General features: G+C 70.1%; 18 protein-coding genes and 1 tRNA gene. 11 read left to right on the top strand and 8 right to left on the bottom strand.

Annotated features, from left to right (window positions below; genetic code table 11):
• Positions 1 to 83: 83 nt before the first annotated feature.
• Together ACIA5G_RS40835 and ACIA5G_RS40830 are read left to right on the top strand one after the other, a co-directional pair.
• Positions 84 to 587, top strand: a complete 504-nt coding sequence (locus tag ACIA5G_RS40835; RefSeq protein WP_395933380.1) for an isochorismatase family protein — start codon at positions 84 to 86, stop codon at positions 585 to 587.
• Positions 584 to 976 (top strand): NUDIX domain-containing protein, encoded by a 393-nt coding sequence (locus tag ACIA5G_RS40830; RefSeq protein ID WP_395933378.1) that lies wholly within the window; start codon positions 584 to 586, stop codon positions 974 to 976. The genes ACIA5G_RS40835 and ACIA5G_RS40830 overlap by 4 nt, the downstream gene beginning before the upstream one ends.
• Here ACIA5G_RS40830 and ACIA5G_RS40825 read toward each other — a convergent pair.
• The 3 genes from ACIA5G_RS40825 to ACIA5G_RS40815 all read right to left on the bottom strand — a co-directional run bounded on the left by ACIA5G_RS40825 (position 969) and on the right by ACIA5G_RS40815 (position 3025).
• On the bottom strand, positions 969 to 1373 hold the full coding sequence (locus ACIA5G_RS40825) for a DUF6228 family protein (RefSeq protein WP_395933376.1): 405 nt from the start codon (positions 1371 to 1373) through the stop codon (positions 969 to 971). The two genes, ACIA5G_RS40830 and ACIA5G_RS40825, sit on opposite strands and share 8 nt — an antisense overlap.
• Complete coding sequence (locus tag ACIA5G_RS40820; protein ID WP_395933374.1) at positions 1370 to 1963, bottom strand: TetR family transcriptional regulator; 594 nt, start codon at positions 1961 to 1963, stop codon at positions 1370 to 1372. Before ACIA5G_RS40820 ends, ACIA5G_RS40825 begins: the two co-directional genes overlap by 4 nt.
• A gap of 96 nt (positions 1964 to 2059) precedes the next feature.
• Positions 2060 to 3025: an acyl-CoA desaturase gene (locus ACIA5G_RS40815; protein ID WP_395933372.1), complete on the bottom strand. Its 966-nt coding sequence runs from the start codon at positions 3023 to 3025 to the stop codon at positions 2060 to 2062.
• A 204-nt stretch (positions 3026 to 3229) separates the two neighbouring features.
• On the opposite strand from ACIA5G_RS40815, the gene ACIA5G_RS40810 reads away from it, so the two are divergent.
• The 5 genes from ACIA5G_RS40810 to ACIA5G_RS40790 all read left to right on the top strand — a co-directional run bounded on the left by ACIA5G_RS40810 (position 3230) and on the right by ACIA5G_RS40790 (position 8530).
• Positions 3230 to 3301: transfer RNA gene (locus tag ACIA5G_RS40810), tRNA-Gln, on the top strand.
• Positions 3302 to 3343: 42 nt separating this feature from the next.
• The gene (locus ACIA5G_RS40805; RefSeq protein ID WP_395933370.1) at positions 3344 to 5098 is read left to right on the top strand and encodes a diguanylate cyclase domain-containing protein; all 1755 of its coding nucleotides are present in this window, start codon (positions 3344 to 3346) and stop codon (positions 5096 to 5098) included.
• Between the two features lie 48 nt (positions 5099 to 5146).
• Positions 5147 to 6619, top strand: coding sequence for a bifunctional UDP-N-acetylglucosamine diphosphorylase/glucosamine-1-phosphate N-acetyltransferase GlmU (glmU, locus tag ACIA5G_RS40800; RefSeq protein ID WP_395933368.1), 1473 nt, complete (start codon positions 5147 to 5149; stop codon positions 6617 to 6619).
• On the top strand, positions 6616 to 7596 hold the full coding sequence (locus ACIA5G_RS40795) for a ribose-phosphate diphosphokinase (protein WP_395933366.1): 981 nt from the start codon (positions 6616 to 6618) through the stop codon (positions 7594 to 7596). Before glmU ends, ACIA5G_RS40795 begins: the two co-directional genes overlap by 4 nt.
• Before the next feature lie 64 nt (positions 7597 to 7660).
• Positions 7661 to 8530 (top strand): TIGR03621 family F420-dependent LLM class oxidoreductase, encoded by an 870-nt coding sequence (locus ACIA5G_RS40790; RefSeq protein WP_395933364.1) that lies wholly within the window; start codon positions 7661 to 7663, stop codon positions 8528 to 8530.
• On the opposite strand, the gene ACIA5G_RS40785 is transcribed toward ACIA5G_RS40790, so the two are convergent.
• A complete protein-coding gene (locus ACIA5G_RS40785) occupies positions 8524 to 9165 on the bottom strand; it encodes an NAD(P)-dependent oxidoreductase (protein WP_395933362.1) in 642 nt (213 codons plus the stop codon). The genes ACIA5G_RS40790 and ACIA5G_RS40785 overlap by 7 nt on opposite strands.
• Before the next feature lie 100 nt (positions 9166 to 9265).
• The gene (locus tag ACIA5G_RS40780; RefSeq protein WP_395933799.1) at positions 9266 to 10360 is read right to left on the bottom strand and encodes a hypothetical protein; all 1095 of its coding nucleotides are present in this window, start codon (positions 10358 to 10360) and stop codon (positions 9266 to 9268) included.
• 370 nt (positions 10361 to 10730) lie between these two features.
• On the opposite strand from ACIA5G_RS40780, the gene ACIA5G_RS40775 reads away from it, so the two are divergent.
• The 4 genes from ACIA5G_RS40775 (at position 10731) to ACIA5G_RS40760 (ending at position 12827) form a co-directional block, all read left to right on the top strand.
• Entirely contained in the window at positions 10731 to 11339 is a 609-nt protein-coding gene (locus ACIA5G_RS40775) for a 50S ribosomal protein L25/general stress protein Ctc (RefSeq protein ID WP_395933360.1), read from the top strand.
• Between the two features lie 9 nt (positions 11340 to 11348).
• Positions 11349 to 11942, top strand: coding sequence for an aminoacyl-tRNA hydrolase (pth, locus tag ACIA5G_RS40770; RefSeq protein WP_395933358.1), 594 nt, complete (start codon positions 11349 to 11351; stop codon positions 11940 to 11942).
• A 21-nt stretch (positions 11943 to 11963) separates the two neighbouring features.
• Positions 11964 to 12302 carry a DivIVA domain-containing protein gene (locus ACIA5G_RS40765; protein WP_395933355.1) on the top strand — a complete coding sequence of 113 codons (339 nt, stop codon included), beginning with the start codon at positions 11964 to 11966 and terminating at the stop codon, positions 12300 to 12302.
• A 168-nt stretch (positions 12303 to 12470) separates the two neighbouring features.
• Complete coding sequence (locus ACIA5G_RS40760; protein WP_395933353.1) at positions 12471 to 12827, top strand: DivIVA domain-containing protein; 357 nt, start codon at positions 12471 to 12473, stop codon at positions 12825 to 12827.
• Between the two features lie 112 nt (positions 12828 to 12939).
• On the opposite strand, the gene ACIA5G_RS40755 is transcribed toward ACIA5G_RS40760, so the two are convergent.
• Genes ACIA5G_RS40755 through ACIA5G_RS40745 form a run of 3 tightly spaced genes read right to left on the bottom strand, consistent with a single transcriptional unit; the run spans position 12940 to position 17003 of the window.
• A complete protein-coding gene (locus ACIA5G_RS40755; protein ID WP_395933351.1) occupies positions 12940 to 14628 on the bottom strand; it encodes a fatty acyl-AMP ligase in 1689 nt (562 codons plus the stop codon).
• Positions 14629 to 14652: 24 nt separating this feature from the next.
• Positions 14653 to 15240 carry a (d)CMP kinase gene (locus ACIA5G_RS40750; RefSeq protein ID WP_395933349.1) on the bottom strand — a complete coding sequence of 196 codons (588 nt, stop codon included), beginning with the start codon at positions 15238 to 15240 and terminating at the stop codon, positions 14653 to 14655.
• Positions 15237 to 17003 carry an ABC-F family ATP-binding cassette domain-containing protein gene (locus tag ACIA5G_RS40745; RefSeq protein WP_395933347.1) on the bottom strand — a complete coding sequence of 589 codons (1767 nt, stop codon included), beginning with the start codon at positions 17001 to 17003 and terminating at the stop codon, positions 15237 to 15239. The genes ACIA5G_RS40750 and ACIA5G_RS40745 overlap by 4 nt, the downstream gene beginning before the upstream one ends.

Raw genomic sequence — 17003 nt, 5'->3', positions numbered from 1 at the left:
CGGTCCCCGAGCGCCATCGCCGACCTGGCGTTCGGGGACCGGCATTCCAACCCGGTTCCGGCGCCGGTGTCTAGGATCGGGACATGACCAAGATCGACCCGGCCACGTCCGCACTTGTGCTCGTCGACCTGCAGGAGCGGATCGTCGCCCTGCCGACCACGCCGTACAGCGGCGAAGAAGTCCTCGCGAACGCGCTGCGGCTGCGGGACGCCTTCCGCAAGGCCGGCGCGCCCGTCGTCATCGTGCAGGTGTCGCGGCCGGACAACCCGCCGGGCAACGAGCTGGTGTTCGACCCGCAGGACGACAAGATCGTCACGAAGTACACCATCGGCGGCTTCGCGAACACCGACCTCGACGAGTTCCTGCGCGGGGCGGGTGTGCGCACGGTGCTGTTCGGCGGCATCGCAACGGAGTTCGGCGTCGAATCCACCCTGCGCGCGGCCGCGGACCACGGCTACACCACGGTCGCGGTGTCGGACGCGATGACCGCACTCGCCGACATCTCGCACGAGAACGCGATCACGAAGATCTTCCCGCGGCTCGGCACGGTCGTGACGACCGAAGAAGCGCTGGCGGGGCTGGCGTGATCGACAAGATCGCGTGGCTCCACCTCGTCGATGGCCGGATCTTGAGCACTCGCTCGCGCGGCAAAGACGTGTACTACCTCCCCGGCGGCAAACGCGAGCCCGGCGAGTCCGACGCCGAGACGTTGATTCGCGAGGTCCGCGAAGAGGTCGACGTCGAGATCAAGCCGGAGTCGATCGAACCGGCCGGGGTCTTCGAAGCCCAGGCGGACGGCAAGGCGTCGGGCGTCGTCGTCCGGATGACGTGCTTCACGGCGTCCTACACGGGGGCACTGAAGGCGAGCAGCGAGATCGAGGAGATCACCTGGCTGGGCTACGCGGACCGGGAGAAGGTGTCGGCGGTGGACAAGCTCATCTTCGACCACCTGCACAAGGCCGGGCAGCTCAGCTGACGAGGAACTCCGCCACGTCCGCGCTGAACCGGCGGAGCTCCTCGCCCGGCGTGACGAACGTCCGGACGGTGCAGTCCCAGAACCCCGGGCTCTCCCAGGCCGGCCCGGGGTGGTGGAGCGTCCACGCCAGCTCGACCACCCGCCCGGTGTGAGTCGCGCGCAGTTCGAGCTCGCCGCGGAACGACTTCCAGGTGCGGGTGCCGTCCCAGCCGCGGAAATCCCGCGCCAATCCGGCCGCGAAACTGTCGATGGCGTCGCCGTAAAGGGTTTCGACCCACATCGAAGCCAGCAGATCCACGCCTTCGGCCCGCGCCTCGAACACCACGACGTCGCCGTGGGACCGGTCGAGGTTCGCGAGGGTCAGCGTGACACTCGGTCCCGCAACGGAAACGCTCACCCGAGCCGCAGCTTCGGCTTGTCTTCCAGGTGCGACAAGCCGTTCCAAGCCAGGTTCACCAGGTGCGCCGCCACTTCGTCGCGCTTCGGCTTGCGGGCGTCGAGCCACCACTGGCCGGTCAACGCGACCATGCCCACCAAGGCCTGCGCGTACAGCGCCGCCAGCTTCTCGTCGTACCCGCGGGCCGCGAACTGCTGGGCCAGGATGTGCTCCACCTGGCTCGCGATGTCGTTCAGCACCGTCGAGAACGTGCCCGTCGAGCTGGCCACCGGTGAGTCGCGGACCAGGATCCGGAAGCCGTCGTGGGAATCCTCGACGTAGGACAGCAGGGCCGTCGCCGCCTGCTCCAGCATCACGCGGGGGTGACCGCCGTGCAGCGTCGAAACCATCCGCTCGAGGAGCAGCTGCGTTTCGCGGTCGACGACCACCGCGTAGATGCCCTCTTTGCCGCCGAAGTGCTCGTACACCACGGGTTTCGACACGTTGGCGCGGTGCGCGATCTCTTCGATCGACGTGCCGTCGAAACCCTTTTCGGCGAACAGCGCCCGCGCCACGTTGAGCAGCTGCTGACGCCGCTCGCTGCCCGTCATGCGCACACGGGTCACCGGGGCGGCCGGTCGTGCCCCGGTGACCTGCTGTTCACGTTTTGAACGTCGTCTCCCCGCCACTCACCGAACCCTACGGGACTAGTGCTTCTCCGTGGTGATTCGGGCCAACCGCTGCGGGGTCGGCCAGCGCACGTCGTGCACCCAGCCGAACTTTTCGAAGATCCAGATCAGCCGCGCGGAAATGTCGATCTGGCCGCGCTTCACGCCGTGCCGGGCGGACGTCGGGTCGGCGTGGTGCAGGTTGTGCCAGGACTCGCCGAACGAGAAGATCGCCAGCGGCCAGAAGTTCGCCGACTTGTCGCGCGCGGTGAACGGGCGCTCGCCGATCATGTGGCAGATCGAGTTGACCGACCACGTCACGTGGTGCAGCACGCAGATGCGCACCAGCCCGGCCCAGAAGAACGCCGTCACCGCGCCCCAGAACGACCACGAGATCAGGCCGCCGAGCAGCGCCGGCAGCGCCAGGCTGATCAGCGCCCACAGCCAGAACAGATCGTCGACCTTCTTGATCGCGGGGTCCTTGACCAGGTCCGGCGCGAAACGCTCGGCGTTGGTCTGGTCGCGCTCGAACAGCCAGCCCATGTGGGCGTGCCAGAAACCCTTGGCGATGGCCCACGGCGAGGTGCCGAACGCCCACGGGGAGTGGGGGTCGCCGTCGCGGTCGGAGAACGCGTGGTGGCGACGGTGGTCGGCGACCCAGGTGATGACCGGGCCCTGCAGGGCGATGCTGCCCGCGATGGCCATGAACACGCGCAGCCACTGCTTGGCCTTGAACGAGCCGTGCGTGAAGTAGCGGTGGTACGAAACGGTGATGCCGAGCCCGCTGATCGCGTAGAACACCACGAAGATGCCGACGTCGACCCAGCTCAGACCCCAGCCCCAGGCGAACGGCACCGCGACCAGCAGTGCCACCAACGGCGCGATCACGCCGAAGTAGACCGAAAGCTGCACGCCGATGCCGCGGGTGCCTTCGATGACAGGTTTGGGCCCCTTCGGAGCCGAAGGCTCCCCGGTGGGCTGTGAACGGTCGAGCGTGGCCGTCATACGCTTCACTTCTTCCTGCGCGGTGCCCTGCAAAGGGTCGCCTAACCTACGATGCCGTAAGTTACGGTACAGGAGGTTTCGGCGACTGGGGAGTGCCTGAACCACCCATCGGGGCTTCGGAACCGGGGTACCCGGCGGACGGGGCCCGCTAACGGATCCCCCGCGCGGACGACACCCGATCGTCGCTATCCTGACCAGGATCGATCCGCCGTAGTGTAATCGGCAGCACTTCAGATTTTGGTTCTGACAGTTCAGGTTCGAATCCTGGCGGCGGAGCAGCAGCAGCAGCAGTAGGACCGAGCCCACGACACCGGGAGGTTGGCGCTGACCGACGAGGCGACCGACCCGGTGGCGGCCAGACGTCCTGCCCTGGCCGAAATGTCCGACGCCTGGCTCGTCGGGCGCGCGCGAGAGCTGATCGCCGCGGTCCAGCGGCAGGAGTACACCCAGCAGCTCCAGATCGTCGAGCTGATGGACGAGCTGCTCGACGAGACCCAGCGGCGCGGCGAGCCGACGATGGTCGCGCAGTTGTTGCGCGCGTCGGCGATCGCCCGGCTGATCACCCGCGGCCTGGCCGCCGAGGCCGAGCCCCGGCTCGACGAGATGCTCGCGCACACCCGCCGGCACGGCCTCGCCCTGCTGCGGGCGGACGCGCACGCGCTGCGCGGCCGCCGCCTGGTGATCGCCGCGCAGGAGGACCCCGCGCTCACCGAGATCGCCCGCGCGCTGGCCATCCTCGACGACTCCGCCATCCCCAACCGGCAGATCGGCATCCGCGCCTGGAACCGGATGCTGTGGTCGACGCTGAACGACTGCTGGATCGTGCTCAACCAGCTCGGCGTGTACGAGGCCGCCGAGGAGGTCATCGGCCGCGCCGCCGCCGCGATCCGCGAGAGCGCGAGCCCGCACGAGATCACGCTGCAGCTGATGAACCGCGTCAAGATGCTGCTCGGCTGGGGCCTGCGGCTCGAACGCATCGACGAGTACGACGAGAGCGCCGAGAAGTTCCGCACCGCCGCGTCCATGGCCGTCGCCGCCGAGGGGCCGTTCACCGAGTCGCTGTTCCCGCGGAAGGCGAACGTCCCCGCCGTCGACCAGGTCGGCGTCCTCGCCGCGGCGCAGGCGCTGCACGGCCCGAGCGCCGACCAGATCGACCGGCTCCAGCACCTGCACGAAAGCACCGGCTACCCGGGGGAACGCGAGATCGTCGCGATCGCGCTGGCCCGCTGCCTGGACAAGGCCGGCCGCCGCGGGGAGGCCCTCGACGTGCTGCGCTCGGCCCGCGAGTCGCTGACCGACGACACCTCGCAGCCGTCGATGCGGCTGAACATCGCGCGTGAGCTGGCGCGGCTCGACACGAGCCCGGACTATGCGTCCGGCGCCAGCGAGTCGCTGATCGACTACGCGAGGCGCCTCGAGAACGAGATGTGGAGCCTGCGCGAGTCGCAGATCGCCACGCTGAATGCCCGCCGCGAGCACGAACGGCTCTCCGCCGAGCACGGCGCGATCACCCAGCAGGCGCTGCAGGACCCGCTCACCGGGCTGCCGAACCGGCGCGCGCTGGACGAGAAGCTGCGTCAGCTCGCATCGTCGGCGGACGCGCAGCCCCTGGCCGTCGCGCTGGTCGACCTCGACGGCTTCAAGGGTGTCAACGACAAGCAGTCGCACGCCGAAGGGGACAACGTGCTGCGTGTTGTCGCGAGCACGCTTCGTGACGCCCTGCGCGGCGACGACCTCGTCGCGCGCTACGGCGGTGACGAGTTCATCGTGCTGCTCCCGGGCACACCGGCGTCCGCGGCGAAGATGGCGCTCGGCCGCGCGGTGAAGTCCGTCGCCGGCCTGCCGCACCACCTTTCGCACGGCGTCACGCTGTCGATCGGGCTCGTTTCACTGCGGCCCCAGGAGCGCGGCGAGCAGGTCCTCGCCCGTGCCGACGCGGCCATGTACCAGGCAAAACGCGGCGGCGGCAACCAGGTTGCGTCGGCCAACTCGATGGCCGCCGACCCGGCCGCGGCGTGGGCGGGCGAGGGCCTACCCACCGACCCGACGTGGGAGCCCGAAGAGCCCAGTTAGGATCGGTGCCCGACAGAAGCCATCTTGTGGTAACCGTTGGGAGCGCCGTTGACCGGCCCGCTGAGCACGTTGATCCTCGCCGCGGGTGAGGGCACCCGCATGCGATCCGCGACCCCGAAGGTGTTGCACCCGATCGCCGGGCGGCCCCTCGTCGAGCACGCCGTCCGGGCCGCCGCCGGCCTGGATCCCGAACACCTCGTCGTGGTCGTCGGGCACGGCCGCGAGGCGGTCGGCGAGCGCCTCGCGCAGGTCGGGGCGGCCCTCGGCCGCGCGGTCGGCACCGCGGTGCAGGCCGAGCAGAAGGGCACCGGCCACGCCGTGTCCTGCGCGCTCGCGACGCTGCCGGCGGACCTCACCGGCACCGTGATCGTCAGCTACGGCGACGTCCCGCTGCTCGACACCGCGACCCTGGGCGCCCTGCTCGACGAGCACACCGAGGCGAAGAACGCGGTCACCGTGCTGACCGCGGTGGTCGCCGACCCGACCGGCTACGGCCGCATCACGCGCGACGCGGCGGGCAAGGTCACCGGGATCGTCGAGCACAAGGACGCCAGCCCGGAGCAGGCGGAGATCACCGAGATCAACTCGGGCGTGTACGCCTTCGACGCCACTGTGCTGCGCGACGGCCTTTCGCGGCTGTCGACCGACAACGCGCAGGGCGAGCTCTACCTCACCGACGTCCTGGGCATCGCGAACGGCGACGGCCTCGACGTCGGCGCGCTGGTCGTCGACGACCCGTGGCTGACCGAGGGTGTCAACGACCGCGTCCAGCTGTCGGTGCTCGGCGCCGAGCTCAACCGCCGGATCGTGCAGCGCTGGCAGCGCGAGGGCGTCACCGTCGTCGACCCCGCCTCGACCTGGATCGACGCCGGCGTGACGCTGTCGCGTGACGTCGTCATCGAGCCCGGGGTGCAGCTCAAGGGCGCGACGACGGTCGGCGAGGGCACCACGGTCGGGCCGGACAGCACCCTGACGAACATGACCATCGGCGCCGGCGCCTCCGTGGTGCGGGTGCACGGCTCGGACTCGGAGCTGGGCGACGGGGTCAACGTCGGCCCGTTCACCTACCTGCGCCCCGGCACGAAGCTCGGCACGAAGGGCAAGCTCGGCGCGTTCGTCGAGACGAAGGCCGCCGACATCGGCGCCGGCACGAAGGTGCCGCACCTGACCTACGTCGGCGACGCCACGATCGGTGAGAACAGCAACATCGGCTGCTCGAGCGTGTTCGTGAACTACGACGGCGTCAACAAGCACAAGACCGTTATCGGGTCGCATGTCCGGTTGGGCGCGGACAACACCTTCGTCGCCCCGGTGCGGATCGGTGACGGCGCTTACAGTGGTGCGGGTGCCGTGATCCGCGAGGACGTCCCCCCGGGCACACTCGCGGTGTCGGCGCCGCCGCAGCGCAACATCGAAGGCTGGGCGATCCGGCGCCGGCCGGGTACACCCGCGGCGGAGGCGGCCCAGGCCGCCCTCGACGCCGATTCAGCAGCAGGAACCGACGGGGAGTCGCCAGCATGAGTCCGAAGTCAGGTACGCCGAAGAAGAACTTGATGCTCTTCTCCGGACGGGCGCACCGGGAGCTCGCCGAAGAGGTCGCCGAGCACCTCAACGTGACGATCACCCCGCAGACGGCGCACACGTTCGCCAACGGCGAGCTGTTCGTCCGGTTCGAGGAGTCCGTCCGCGGCACCGACGCCTTCGTCATCCAGGCGCACACCACGCCCATCAACGAGTACGTGATGGAGCAGCTGATCATGGTGGACGCGCTCAAGCGGGCGAGCGCGAAGCGGATCACCGTGGTCATGCCGTTCTACCCGTACGCGCGCCAGGACAAGAAGCACAAGGGCCGCGAGCCCATCTCCGCGCGGCTGATCGCGGACCTGTTCAAGACCGCGGGCGCCGACCGGATCATGACCGTCGACCTGCACACCGCGCAGATCCAGGGCTTCTTCGACGGCCCGGTCGACCACCTGATGGCGCAGACCGTGCTGGCCGACCACATCAAGAAGACCTACGGCAACGCCGACATCACCGTCGTCTCGCCGGACTCGGGCCGCGTGCGGCTGGCCGAGAAGTGGGCGCAGACGCTGGGCGACCGGCCGATCGCGTTCATCCACAAGACGCGCGACCCGGACAAGCCGAACCAGGCCGTGGCGAACCGCGTGGTCGGCAAGGTCGAGGGCAAGCTCTGCGTCCTGATCGACGACATGATCGACACCGGCGGCACGATCGTGAAGGCCACCGAGGCGTTGATCGACGAGGGCGCGGCGGACGTCGTCATCGCGACGACCCACGGCATCCTGTCGGACCCGGCGACCGAGCGGCTTTCGCAGTGCAAGGCACGCGAGGTCATCGTCACGAACTCGCTGCCGATCCCCGAGGAGAAGCGGTTCGAGGGCCTCACGGTCCTGTCGATCGCCCCGATGCTGGCGGAAGCCATCCAGCAGGTCTTCGAGGACGGCTCGGTCACGTCGCTCTTCGACGGCAACGCCTGACAACCCTTCCGCCGGGCGCGAAACTCCGCGCCCGGCGGGGGTTTCCGGCGCTAGCGTCACCGGCATGGGGAACTTCAAGTTCGGCGTCAGCTTCCGCGAGATCGGCAGCCGGGACGCGTGGATCACCAAGTGCCGGCGAGCCGAGGAGCTCGGCTACGACGCCATCACCGTGCCCGACCACCTCGGCACCGGGCGGTTCGCGCCGTTCCCGGTACTCGCCATGGCCGCCGCCGTCACCGAACGGCCGCGGCTCGGGACCCTCGTCTCCAACGTGCCGTTCTACAACCTCGCGCTCTTCGCCCGCGAAGCCTCTTCGACGGCCGCGCTGCTCGACGGACGCCTGGACCTCGGGCTCGGCTCCGGGCACATGAAGAGCGAGTTCGACGACGCCGGCCTGCCGTGGCACAAGGCGTCCGAGCGGATCGCCTACCTCGAAGAGAGCCTCGGCCACCTGCGGAAACACTTCGAAGACGAGGGCATCGACCATCCCCGGCTGCTCATCGCGGGCAACAGCGACGGTGTGCTCAAGCTGGCCGCCGAGCACGCGGACATCGTCGGCTTCGCGGGCCTGAGGCAGCAGCCCGGCAAGCCGCCGGGCACCTTCAAACTCGACAACGCCGAGGCGGTGGACGAGCGCGTCGCGTACTTCCGGGACCACGCCAAGGGCCGCGAGATCGAGTACAACATGCTGGTCCAGCACGTCGAGGTCACCGACGACCGCCAAGCGGCGGCGGAGGCGTGGCACGAGAAGACCGAGCGCACTGCCGTCAAGGACGCCCGCGAGCTCCTCGACGCGCCTCAGCTGCTGCTGGGCACGGTCGAGGAGATCGCCGGGCAACTCGAAGAACGGCGAAAGCGCTACGGCTTCTCGTACATCACGGTCTTCGAGCCGTTTTTCGAGACCTTCGCCCCGGTGCTGAAAGAACTTCAGTAAGCGACCGTGAAGCGCGCGCGGCGGTGCTTCGGCTGCTCGATCTCGTCGACGTACGCGGTCGCGAAGTCGTCACCGCCGATGTGCGACTTGCCGTTCTCGTCGGTCACCAGGACGTCGCCGCCGATCCGGAACTCGCCCTTGCGCTCGCCCGGGGTCCAGGCTCCGAACTCGGCGGCGGGGCTGACGTAGAACCAGTCGAGGTCCTCGGGCTGCTCGCGCAGCAGGCCGAGCACCTCGGCGTGGTTGCCGGCCTCTTCCTTGTACTCGGCCGGGAACTCCGGGGTGTCGAACAGCCGCGGGCCGCCCTCGGCGACCAGCAGGCTCGCCGCACCGCCGACGAACGACAGCCGGACGCCGTTCTCGCGCGCGATCCGCGCCAGCGCCGGCACGGCGTCGATGAGCTTCTTGCCGTCGAGCGCGCGGGCCGGGGTCGCGACCACGATGACGTCCGCGTCCTTCACGACCTGCGAGACGAACTCCTCGTCGTGCAGTGAGCCCGGCACCGCTTCGACGCCTTCGGGCACCGCGCCGGCGTTCCGCGCAACACCGACGACCTCGTGCCCGCGCCGCAGCGCCTCGGCGCCGATCCTGCCCCCGGCGTACCCGGTCCCCCCGAAAACCACCAGCTTGGCCATGTCACTCTCTCCCGTTCGAATCGGCTGTACACAGCCGATGCTAGGAACGGAAGATCACCTACTTCAACGGAAGCAACGCACCCCCGGGTAGGTGTCCAGCTCAGCCGCCCAGGCTCGCGAACTCCGCGGCCACCTTCTGCTTCACCGCGTTGACGTCGAGGGCCGCGCGCACCTCCGCGGTCGCGTTCGGCTTCGACAGCACCTGGTAGCTGGCGGTGCGGTTGGGCAGCTTGAACTTGACCGTGCAGGACATCTTGACCGTCGCGTACGGCTCGGCGTCGGCCGCCGCCGTGCAGGTCTGCGCGCCGAGCGAGTCGGCGCTGACCTCGACCGAGAGGTTGATGTGCACGACGCTCTTCTCACCCGAGGCAGGCGTGCCCACCACGCTGGTGGAGACGTCGACCGTGGTCGTGCAGGAGCCGACGAAGTCCTTGCAGTCGAGGAGGTCGTTGGTGACCACGGCGCTGGCCTGCACCAGCCCCTCGAACGGCTGGCCCAGCCCGCCGACGGTGGTGTCCAGGTCGGTGTGGAACGTCTTCAGCGCGTCGCCGGTCAGCGGGCTGACGCGGAACTCAGCGCCGTACTTCGGCCCGGCCTGCGGGTCGAGCAGCACCGGGGCGAAGCTGACGACGCGGTTCGGCTTGGCCGTCGTGACCCGCAGGACGCTCGGCGCGGCGCCGAGCTGGTAGACCTCGGTGCCGTCCGGGAGCTTCGCCGTGACCGGCTCACCCAGCCGGTCGAGCCCGGGCAGCGCCTTGCGCAGTGCGTCGGCGAGGGCCTTGGGGGCGAACTTCGCCGCCGGGTCGAAGGGCAGTTCGGAGCCGAGCGAGCGCACCCAGCTCGTGCCGAACTGCGTGCCCTCGTCGATGGCGTGGGCCTTCCAGTAGTCGGCGTCGGCCTGCAGGTAGAACTGGCCGGCCGCGGCTGTCACCTGGACCACCCGGCCTTCGAGCGGCACTCCGCCGACCGCATTGCCGCCGCGGGTGACCCGGAACTGCTGTTCGGCGCCCTTGGTCGTCGACTTCAGCGCGAGCGCGGGCGCCTGGGCCAGCGCGGTGAGGGCGGCGTCGACAGCGGCGCGCTGCTCGGCCCGGCGATCAGCCGTCTGCCGGCCGGCGGCGGAGACGCCCGCGGTGCCGGGGACCGCCACCTGGCAGCCGGCGAGCAGCCCGCCCAGCAGCAGCACCGCCGCCACCATGCTCCGTCGAGCCCGCATCTTCCGCCCCCTGCTCTTCCGCCACCCGAGCACACCTCGGCCGGCCGCGTCCCGCCACCGGATTTGTGTCGTCACGCACCGGGGTCCAGGAGGGTTCTAGCCTGGCCCGGGCCCCCGCCGCAACCCACCGTGATGAGGTTGGTTTACACTCTTGAGGTTGTCTCGGCGAGGCGGGGCCCTTCCAGGGTGCCCGGCGTGATCGACGCGGCGGCTCGGAGTAGCCCCCGGCTGTCGTGCACGCCCGGAAAACTCGCCGCCGAACGCAACCGCCTGAACAGAACAACCCGCATCCCCCGCCGCAGCATGCTGTCCACCGCACCATGTTCGTGATTTGAAGGAGTGCCACACCGTGTCCGAGGTACGTCTGTCCGTCGAGCCGCGCACCGAGTTCGGCAAGGGCGCCGCGCGTCGTACGCGTCGCGCCGGCAAGATCCCCGCCGTCCTGTACGGCCACGGCTCGGACCCGCGGCACTTCGCGCTGCCGGCCATCGAGTTCGCCCGCGTCGTCCGCGAGAACGGCTCCAACGCCGTCATCACGCTCGACCTCGAGGGCTCCGACGAGCTGGCGCTGACGAAGACCATCGTCGTGCACCCGCTCAAGAACTACATCGAGCACGTCGACCTGCTGGTCGTTAAGCGCGGCGAGAAGATCGTCGTCGACGTCCCCGTCGTCGTCACCGGCAACCCCGGCCCCGGCGGCCTGGTCAACCAGGACGTCGACACCCTGACCGTCGAGGTCGAGGCGCTGCACATCCCGGAGCAGTTCGAGGTCTCGATCGAGGGCCTCGAGGTCGGCAGCCAGGTGCTCGCCGCCCAGGTCGAGCTGCCGCAGGGCGCCACCCTGGTCACCGACCCCGAGTCGCTGGTCGTCGCCGTCAACGAGCCGCAGCGTGAAGAGGCCGACGACGAAGACGCCGCTACCGAAGCGGGCGGCGAGTCGGCCGAAGCCGCCGAATAGCATTTCCGCATGACCGAAGACCTGCCCGGGGCCGGCGAGCTGATCCTGCTCGCCGGCCTCGGCAATCCCGGACCCCAGTACGCCGGAAACCGGCACAACGTCGGATTCATGGTGCTGGACGAGCTGGCCGCCCGGGTCGGCGGCAAGTTCAAGACGCACAAGAGCGGCGGCGAAGTGCTCGAGGGGCGGCTGGGCGGCCGCCGTGTCGTGCTGGTGAAGCCGCGGTCGTACATGAACCTGTCCGGCGGGCCGGTGGTCGGCGCGGCGCGATTCTTCAAGGTGCCGCCGACCGGTGTCGTCGTGGTGCACGACGAGCTGGACGTCGACTTCGGCGCGCTGAAGCTCAAGTTCGGCGGCGGCGACAACGGCCACAATGGACTGCGCTCGATCACGAAGTCGCTCGGCACCCGCGACTACTACCGGGTCCGGTTCGGCATCGGCCGCCCGCCCGGCCGGCAGGACCCGGCCGACTTCGTGCTGAAGGACTTTTCGACGGTCGAGCGCAAGGAGCTCCCGTTCGAAGTCGACCGCTGCGCGGACGCGACCGAGGCGCTGGTCGGCACCGGTCTCGAGGCCGCGCAAAACGCCTTCCATGCAGGCTGACATCGGTGGTTAGGTAAGGCCATGACCCCTGACGAAGTCCGGGCGATCGCGTTCGGCAAACCCCGCTTCGGCCGGCGCGGCTACAACGAGGACGAGGTCGACGCCTTCCTCGACCTGATCGCCGAGGCGCTGGCCGGGCGCAACATCCTGACCGCCGACGACATCCACTACGTCGAGTTCACGATCATGGCGGTCGGCATGCGCAGTTACGACCAGGCGCAGGTCGACCTGTTCCTCGACGAGGCCGAGGCGGCGCTGGTGGAGCTGCGGAGCCCGCCCCCTCCGCCGCCGCCGCCGCCATCGCCGGTCGCCGAGGAGAGCCGGCCGCAGGGCCAGCGGAAGTGGTTCGGCCGGTCCTGACGGTGTGAAGCCGGCCACACAGCGCTGAGTAGTCCCGGCTCACTCACAGGCGGACGGCGGACGCCCGTCGGGGTGAGCTTCGAGGTCCGCCCCTTCCGGGGAGCCCGTTCGCGGGTTAGGACGGTGTACGGCAGTTCGCACCGCCCAACCCCGGAATCGGAGAGTTGCATGTCGTTCACCGCCGAAGACCTCACCGAGGTCACCTTCGGTAACGCCCCGATCGGCCGCCGTGGCTACGCGAAGCACGAGGTCGACGAGTTCGTCCGGCGGATCGCGAAGACGATCGCCGAGGAGGACGACCTGACCGCCGCCGAAGTGCACCACGTCATCTTCGCGAAGCCGCTGATCGGCAAGCGCGGCTACGACGAGCGCGAGGTCGACGACTTCCTCGACCGGGTGGAGGACCAGCTCGCCGCCCGCACCGGCCACGCCCCGGACCTCCCGGGCGCCCGCACGGCCGCGGAAGCCATGACCGAACGCGCCACCCCGCCGACCCTGCGCGCGGAGCGCCTCCAGCAACGCTGACCCCGGCTTTCAAGCGCCCCAATGTGGCCTTGGTTGCGTCAGACGCACCCAAGGGGCCCTTCGGTGCGTCAGACGCACCGAAGGCCACATTGGGGCGCTTGGGCCGGGCCGGTCAGGAGTCGGCGTTCTTCTTGATCCGGTCGGCGAACTGCTGCGCCGTCGCCGCGCGCTTGACCTTGCCCGACGGCGTCTTCGGCAGGCTCCCCGCCGGCAGCACCAGCACCGCGTACGGCCGCATGTCGACGGCGTCGCGGACCCGGGCCGACACCTGCTTCATCAGGCTCTTCTCGGCCTCGGCGTCACCCGCCAGCTTCGACTCGACGACAACCGCGAAGCGCTCACGACGGCTTCCCGCGTCCAGCCGCACCGCGACCGCGTTGCCCGGGCGGACCCCCTCGATCGACGTCGCCGCGCGCTCGATGTCCGTCGGGTACAGGTTGCGGCCGCCCATGATGATGACGTCCTTGCGACGGCCGCAGATGACGATCTGGCCGTCGATCAGGTACCCGAGGTCGCCGGTGTTCAGCCAGCCCTCGGCGTCCTGGGTGTCGAGCGGGCCGTCCATCGTCAGGTAGCCGGGCGTGACGGCCTCGCCGCGCAGCCGGATCTCGCCGACCTCGCGCTCGCCGATCCGCTCACCCGCGTCGTTGACGATCTCCGCCTCGAGCCCGTCCAGCGGGCGGCCGAGCACCGCGAACGACCGGACGCTGTCGGTGCCACGCCGCTCGTCACCTTCGGGGACCGGCACAGCGCGGTTCTCGGCCTCGAGCGCGTCTGCCTCGACGACGTCCAGGGTGAGCCCGGTGAACAGCGGCGCGAACGACACCGCGAGCGTCGCTTCGGCCATGCCGTAGGCCGGGAACACGCACTCCGCGGGCATCTTGAACCGCGCGCCGGCGTCCACAAAGGTCTGGACGGCGGACTCGTCGACGGGCTCGGCGCCGTTCAGCGCGATCCGCAGCTTCGAGAGGTCGTAGGCATCGTCGTCGTCGACGCGGGCCATGCGGCGCCCGACGATCGCGTACGCGAAGTTCGGCGCCGCCGTGGTCGTGCCGTGGTACTTGGTGATCAGCTCCGGCCAGATCAGCGGCCCGGACAGGAACTCGACCGGCGTGATCTTGACCAGCTCGACGCCGAACGTCATCGGCACGGTCAGGAAGCCGACCATGCCCATGTCGTGGAAGGTCGGCAGCCACGAGACCATCACGTCGACGTCGAAGTCGAACTCCGCGCGCTCGACCATGGCCTTGACGTTGGAGTACAGGTTCCCGTAGGTGATCCGCACGGCCTTCGGGTCGGCGGTCGAGCCACTGGTCAGCTGCAGCAGCGCGGTCTCACCCTCGTCGGTGACGACGACGTCGGCGAGCGGCTCGGCGTCGGCCAGCTCGGTGATCAGCCGGTAGCCGATGCCCTTCTCGGCCAGCACCGGAGCCAGCTGGTCGAACGGCTCGCCCAGCAGCACCAGGTCCGAGCCGATCATCCCGAGCACCCGCACGGTGTCCTCGGCCCACTCGGCGAGGTCGGTGCGCGGCGTCGGCTGGTGCAGCATGGTGACGCTGCCCCCGGCCAGCCACACGGCCTGCACGGTCGGCGCGATCAGCACCGGCGCCGCGGCCAGCACCGCAACGGCCCCGCCGCGCTCGAACCCACCCGCGACCAGCCCACCGGCGATCCGCCGGGCTTCCTGGTGCACCTCGGCCCAGGTCCGCCGGACCGGCTCCTTCGGCTCCCCGGTGACCATGCCCCGCTGCTGACCTCGCGCCGTCGCGGTGGCGACGAGCGTGTCCACGAACCTGCTCATGCGCGTCAGATTACTGTCTGGGTGTCAACATCCGCCGATCAACGCGGAAACCGGCCCTCGAAGCCAGTTGTCGACCTGGCGCTGACCCCGCAGCCGGACGACGACGAGGCCGGGATGACGGTTCTCGTCGACGACCTCGCGGACCCGCGCGCGCAGGATCGGGTGGTACCGCCACGCGATCTTGACGATGTGCTGCCGGTCGGTGAAGAACGTGTACAGCGGGCCCTCGACGTTCCCGCCGGGGATCTTCGAACCCCGCCCGATGCGCCGCAGGAGCGTGCGCTTGACGACCCGGACCATGGTCAAGGCCCGCGGGTGGTCGAGCCACACCAGCACGTCGAGGCGTGCGGTCATCCGCTCCCGGACCTGCTCGCCCTGCCACTCGATGGACCAGGCATCACTGTCGAGGTGGTTGAGGACGTCGGCCTGCCACGTCTCCCGCACGGTCCACCCCGGCCCGTGGAAGAAGGATTCGAACTCGACGTACGGCACACCGAGACGCTCGCCCAGGGTCCGTGCCAACGTCGACTTGCCCGACCCGGCCGGGCCGGCCACCGCGATCCGGCGGATCGCCTGCGTGCCAAGCGAGTCACTCGGCCCGAGCACCCTCACTCGAGCAGCTCGGACGTCTCCAGCCAGCGGGCCTCGACGTCCTCGATCTCCCCCTGGACGCCCTTCAGCTCGGCATTCAGCTCCATCAGCTTCGCCGGATCGGTAGCCGCCTCCAGCAGGGACCCGTGGAGCTTCTTCTCCTTCGTGTGCAGCTGGTCTAGCTTGCGCTCCAGCCGACCGAGGTCCTTCTGGGCCGCGCGCAGGTCGGCCGCGGACTTCTTCGCCTCGGCCTTCGCCGCCGTCGGGGCCGCCGAGCCCGCGGGCTCCTTGGCGACGGCCCGGCGGTTCAGGTACTCCTCGATGCCGCCCGGGAGGTGGGTGATGCGGCCGTCGCCGAAGAGGGCGACGATCGTGTCGCAGACGCGCTCGACCAGGTACCGGTCGTGCGAAACCACGATCATCGTGCCCGGCCAGCCGTCGAGGAGGTCCTCCAGCTGCTGCAGCGTGTCGATGTCCAGGTCGTTCGTCGGCTCGTCGAGCAGCAGGACGTTCGGCTCGGCCATCAGCAGCCGGCACAGCTGCAGCCGGCGCCGCTCGCCGCCGGACAGGTCGCCGACCGGGGTCCACTGGCGGGCCTGCGGGAAGCCGAGCTTCTCGCCCAGCTGCGACGCCGTCATCTCCTGCTTGCCGAACACCACGCGCCCGGCGACCTGCTCGATCGCCTGCAGCACGCGCAGGTCCGCGGGCAGGTCGTCGAGCTCCTGGCGCAGGTGCGCGAGCGCGACGGTCTTGCCCTCGATCCGCCGGCCGGTCGAACCCTCGACGTCACCGCCGAGCAGCTTGAGCAGCGACGTCTTGCCGGAGCCGTTGATCCCGACCAGGCCGATCCGGTCGCCGGGGCCGACGCGCCAGGTGACGTGGTCGAGCAGTGTCCGGTCGCCGACCTGGTACGTCGTGTCTTCCAGCTCCAGCACGGTCTTGCCGAGCCGCCGTTTGGCGAACGCCATCAGCTCGACGGAGTCGCGCGGCGGCGGCACGTCGGCGATCAGCGCCTCGGCGGCGTCGATGCGGTACCGCGGCTTCGACGAGCGCGCCTGGGGGCCGCGGCGCAGCCACGCCAGCTCCTTGCGGGCCAGGTTCTGCCGCTTCTCCTCGGCCGTCGCGGCCAGCCGCGCCCGCTCGGCGCGCGCGAAGATCCAGTCCGCGTAACCACCTTCGTAACTCTCGACGCGGCCGTTGGCGACCTCCCAGGTCACGCTCGCGACGGTGTCGAGGAACCACCGGTCGTGCGTGACGACCACAACCGCGATGCGCCGGGTCAGCAGGTGGTCGGCGAGCCACTGGACACCTTCGACGTCCAGGTGGTTGGTCGGCTCGTCGAGCACGACGAAGTCGAGCTCGCCGGTCAGCGCGGCGGCCAGGGACACCCGGCGCCGCTCACCGCCGGAGAGGTTCGCGGTGGGCGTTTCGAGCCCGATCGCGGTGATGCCCAAGCCGTCCACAATGGACCGGACGCGTGCGTCGGCGGCCCATTCGTGCTCGGCGCCGTAACGTTCGAGCACGACTTCGCCGACCGTGCTGCCGGCCGGGAGCTCGGTGCGCTGCGTGACGACGGCCATCCGCAGGCCGCCGACGTGGCTCACCCGCCCGGAATCCGGCTCGGCGAGTCCGGAAAGGACTTCGAGGAGCGTGGTCTTGCCACCGCCGTTGAGGCCGACGACGCCGATGCGCTGCCCGGCCGCGACGCCCAGTGAGACGCCGTCCAGCAGCGGCTTCACCCCGTAGGACTTGCTCACCGCCTCCAGGTTGACCAGGTTGGCCAT

The organism is Amycolatopsis sp. NPDC051758 (assembly GCF_044453095.1).
Lineage (GTDB): Bacteria > Actinomycetota > Actinomycetes > Mycobacteriales > Pseudonocardiaceae > Amycolatopsis.
This window is presented reverse-complemented; position numbering and strand designations above follow the sequence as displayed.

Bases quoted from the DNA above. Each gene is read 5' to 3' on its own strand.
- ACIA5G_RS40755 (WP_395933351.1), bottom strand. From the start codon at position 14,628: ATGAGCAGGTTCGTGGACACGCTCGTCGCCACCGCGACGGCGCGAGGT.
- ACIA5G_RS40790 (WP_395933364.1), top strand. From the start codon at position 7,661: ATGGGGAACTTCAAGTTCGGCGTCAGCTTCCGCGAGATCGGCAGCCGG.
- ACIA5G_RS40760 (WP_395933353.1), top strand. From the start codon at position 12,471: ATGTCGTTCACCGCCGAAGACCTCACCGAGGTCACCTTCGGTAACGCC.
- ACIA5G_RS40835 (WP_395933380.1), top strand. From the start codon at position 84: ATGACCAAGATCGACCCGGCCACGTCCGCACTTGTGCTCGTCGACCTG.
- ACIA5G_RS40765 (WP_395933355.1), top strand. From the start codon at position 11,964: ATGACCCCTGACGAAGTCCGGGCGATCGCGTTCGGCAAACCCCGCTTC.
- ACIA5G_RS40795 (WP_395933366.1), top strand. From the start codon at position 6,616: ATGAGTCCGAAGTCAGGTACGCCGAAGAAGAACTTGATGCTCTTCTCC.
- ACIA5G_RS40785 (WP_395933362.1), bottom strand. From the start codon at position 9,165: ATGGCCAAGCTGGTGGTTTTCGGGGGGACCGGGTACGCCGGGGGCAGG.
- ACIA5G_RS40820 (WP_395933374.1), bottom strand. From the start codon at position 1,963: ATGACGGGCAGCGAGCGGCGTCAGCAGCTGCTCAACGTGGCGCGGGCG.
- ACIA5G_RS40815 (WP_395933372.1), bottom strand. From the start codon at position 3,025: ATGACGGCCACGCTCGACCGTTCACAGCCCACCGGGGAGCCTTCGGCT.
- ACIA5G_RS40745 (WP_395933347.1), bottom strand. From the start codon at position 17,003: ATGGCCAACCTGGTCAACCTGGAGGCGGTGAGCAAGTCCTACGGGGTG.
- pth (WP_395933358.1), top strand. From the start codon at position 11,349: ATGACCGAAGACCTGCCCGGGGCCGGCGAGCTGATCCTGCTCGCCGGC.